Here is a 3,457-nt window from a genome sequence, read left to right as displayed (position 1 = left end):
GGCGGCCGGGGGGGGTGGGGGTGGGTCTGGGTCTGGGGGGGGGTGGGGTGGGGGGGGGGCCCCCCCCCCCCCGCCCCCCCGGGCGTTCCGCCTTGCCGTTGCGCGGCTTTCATGCGACTTTGACGGGCAGGTCACCGATCGGTAACACCCCCGGGCGATGCTGGTCACATCGGCGTCCACCCGGTCATGAGGGGAGCTGTTGAGCATGGGGGCAGTGAACGGAGTGCCGCGAGGCCTCGTCCCGACCCGGATGCGGTCGGTGGGCGGCGCCCTGCGGTACGCCGAGCGGGTCCTGCTGGCCGGCGGGCAGCGGCAGGCCCGGCAGAACGCCTGGGCCGCGGTCTGCGAGAACCGGCGGCACGCGGCGGAGCGGGAGCTCGACGGGTCCGGCGCGGGCCTGTCCGGCGACCCCGCCGCGCCCGCACCGGTCGGCCGCAAGGGGGCCTGAGCACCCGGCGCGCGGGCGCCGGGGCACCGCCCTTGGATATACCGCCCCCCCGCCACGTACCATGAGGCCCATGGCGAGGGAAACATCCGAGAACCCCGGACGGCTGAAGCAGATCCGTCTGGCGTACACCATGACCAAGAAGGTCGACACCAAGATCGGCCTGATCATCGCCGGCGTCGGCCTCATCACCTTCGGCGTGTTCCTCGCCATCGGCTTCGCGATCGGCCACCCCATCTACCTGGGCATCCTCGGCTTCGTCGTGGCGTTCCTGGCGATGGCCGTGGTCTTCGGGCGCCGGGCCGAGCGGGCCGCCTTCGGGCAGATGGAGGGCCAGCCGGGCGCCGTCGCGGCGGTGCTGAACAACATCCGGCGCGGCTGGAACGCCAACCCGACCCCGGTCGCGGTGACCCGCAACCAGGACGCGGTCTACCGCGCGGTCGGCCGCCCCGGCATCGCGCTGATCGGCGAGGGCAACCCGAACCGGGTGCGCCCGCTGCTCGCGGCCGAGAAGAAGAAGATGGCGCGGGTCGTCGGCGACATCCCGGTGCACGACATCATGGTGGGTGACGGCGAGGGCGAGGTCCCGCTGAAGAAGCTCCAGGTCCACCTGATGCGCCTGCCCCGGTCGATCACCCCGGCGCAGGTCACCGAGACCAACGACCGGCTGCGCGCGCTGGGCGACCTGCTCTCCAAGGCGCCGATCCCCAAGGGCCCGATGCCCAAGGGCGCCCGGATGCCCAAGGGCGGCCAGGCCCGCTGACCCGCTCCCCCGCACGACACACCACGGCCCCGCCGCGATCCTCTCGCAGCGGGGCCGTTCGACGTCCGGCGCCGCGGGCGCCGGCGGCTCGGGGGGCGGTCAGATCCTGACCTCGACCGTGCCGACCGCCTTGTCGTGCAGGCCGCGGCCGTCGCGGTCCCAGACCACCGCCGGGACGACCAGGCAGAGCAGCAGGGTGCGCAGCAGCACCTGCGGGATGGTGGCGCGGCTGCCGTCCAGGCGGACGACCCGCAGGCCGAACAGCCGCTTGCCGATGGTGGTGCCGGTGGTGGAGAGCAGGACGACGGCGACCACGTAGAAGAGCGGGGTCGTCCAGAGGTTGGCCTCGACGCGGTCGCCGTGCGCGAGCAGGCCGTAGGCGACCAGGCTGCACAGCCAGCCGTCGACGAACAGGGCGCCGAGCCGGCGGCCGGGGCCGGCGGCCGAGCCGGAGCCCTCCTTCGGCAGGCCGAGGCGCTCGCCGCGGTGGCCGAAGTCGGCACCCATCTTCTCGGCGGCCGCCTTCGGGCCGTCGATCCACGATCCCAACGCTTCTCTGGTATCCACGAAATCCACAGTATCCGGGCGTTACGGGCGATCTTCGGCGGCCTCCCCCCGGCGGGGTGAAACGTGTCGCCACGCCGACGACAAGTGGTCTGGACCACTTGTCGGCCACCCCCGGCCCGGGCGAGGCGATTTGCCCGAAACCGTACGTGTTTGCCACCCCGACGGACGGGTCTGGTTAACATGCAGGAAACGACTGAGTCACCAATGGGAAACGGGCGGCTCCTACGGTGAGCCGATACCCGCACGCTGAGGAGGATCGATGTTCACCAACGCCGACGAGGTCAAGCAGTACATCGCCGACAACGACATCAAGTTCGTCGATGTCCGGTTCTGCGACCTGCCGGGCGTCCTGCAGCACTTCTCCGTGCCTGCGTCGACCTTCGACCCGTCCGAGACGCTGATGTTCGACGGCTCGTCGATCCGCGGATTCCAGGCCATCCACGAGTCCGACATGGCGCTCGTGCCCGACCTGGCGACGGCGCGACTCGACCCGTTCCGCGCCGAGAAGCACCTGAACATCAACTTCTTCATCCAGGACCCGATCACGGGCGAGGCCTACAGCCGCGACCCCCGCAACGTCGCCCGGAAGGCCGAGGCGTACCTCGCCTCCTCCGGCATCGCCGACACCGCGTACTTCGGCCCGGAGGCCGAGTTCTACGTCTTCGACGAGGTCCGCTACGAGACCAGCGCCAACGCCTCGTACTACCACATCGACTCGGTCGCCGGCGCCTGGAACACCGGGCGGATCGAGGAGGGCGGCAACCGCGGCTACAAGGTCAAGTACAAGGGCGGGTACTTCCCCGTCCCGCCGGTCGACCACTTCGCCGACCTGCGCGCCGAGATGTCGCTGGAGCTCGCCGCCGCCGGCCTCCAGGTCGAGCGCCAGCACCACGAGGTCGGCACGGCCGGCCAGGCGGAGATCAACTACAAGTTCAACACCCTGCTGCACGCCGCCGACGACCTGATGCTGTTCAAGTACATCATCAAGAACGTCGCCTGGCGGGCGGGCAAGACCGCCACCTTCATGCCCAAGCCGATCTTCGGCGACAACGGCTCCGGCATGCACGTGCACCAGTCGCTGTGGAGCGGCGGCTCGCCGATGTTCTACGACGAGCAGGGCTACGCGGGCCTGTCCGACATCGCCCGCTACTACATCGGCGGCGTGCTGCGGCACGCGCCCTCGCTGCTCGCCTTCACCAACCCCTCGGTGAACTCCTACCACCGCCTGGTGCCCGGCTTCGAGGCCCCGGTCAACCTGGTCTACTCGCAGCGCAACCGCTCGGCCGCGATCCGCATCCCGATCACCGGCTCCAACGCCAAGGCCAAGCGCATCGAGTTCCGCGCGCCCGACCCGTCCTCCAACCCCTACCTGGCCTTCTCCGCCATGCTGATGGCCGGCCTGGACGGCATCAAGAACAAGATCGAGCCGCTGGAGCCGGTCGACAAGGACCTGTACGAGCTGGCGCCCGACGAGCACGCGGCGGTGCCGCAGGTCCCGTCCTCGCTGCCGGCCGTGTTGGAGGCCCTGGAGGCCGACCACGAGTACCTGCTCGCGGGCGGCGTCTTCACCCCGGACCTCATCGAGACCTGGATCGACTTCAAGCGCACCAACGAGATCGCCCCGATCTCCCTGCGCCCGCACCCGCACGAGTTCGAGCTCTACTTCGACCTCTGAGCACCCC

The 3,457-nt window shown here is 70.6% G+C and carries 4 protein-coding genes; 3 read left to right on the top strand and 1 reads right to left on the bottom strand.

Annotation, left to right across the window (positions count from 1 at the left end):
- Positions 1-205: 205 nt before the first annotated feature.
- Both ACFV0G_RS37370 and ACFV0G_RS37365 read left to right on the top strand, forming a co-directional pair.
- A complete protein-coding gene (locus ACFV0G_RS37370) occupies positions 206-448 on the top strand; it encodes a hypothetical protein (RefSeq protein WP_380557667.1) in 243 nt (80 codons plus the stop codon).
- 70 nt (positions 449-518) lie between these two features.
- On the top strand, positions 519-1,208 hold the full coding sequence (locus tag ACFV0G_RS37365) for a DUF4191 domain-containing protein (protein ID WP_380557664.1): 690 nt from the start codon (positions 519-521) through the stop codon (positions 1,206-1,208).
- A 99-nt stretch (positions 1,209-1,307) separates the two neighbouring features.
- On the opposite strand, the gene ACFV0G_RS37360 is transcribed toward ACFV0G_RS37365, so the two are convergent.
- Positions 1,308-1,775: an RDD family protein gene (locus ACFV0G_RS37360; protein WP_380557661.1), complete on the bottom strand. Its 468-nt coding sequence runs from the start codon at positions 1,773-1,775 to the stop codon at positions 1,308-1,310.
- 259 nt (positions 1,776-2,034) lie between these two features.
- Between ACFV0G_RS37360 and glnA the strand changes: the two genes are divergently transcribed.
- Positions 2,035-3,450: a type I glutamate--ammonia ligase gene (glnA, locus tag ACFV0G_RS37355; RefSeq protein ID WP_380557659.1), complete on the top strand. Its 1,416-nt coding sequence runs from the start codon at positions 2,035-2,037 to the stop codon at positions 3,448-3,450.
- The last annotated feature ends 7 nt before the right edge of the window (positions 3,451-3,457 follow it).

The sequence above is a fragment of the Kitasatospora sp. NPDC059571 genome, assembly GCF_042735675.1.
Classification (GTDB): domain Bacteria; phylum Actinomycetota; class Actinomycetes; order Streptomycetales; family Streptomycetaceae; genus Kitasatospora.
The sequence above is the reverse complement of the archived record's forward strand: the minus strand, read 5'-3'. Positions and strand labels throughout refer to the sequence as shown.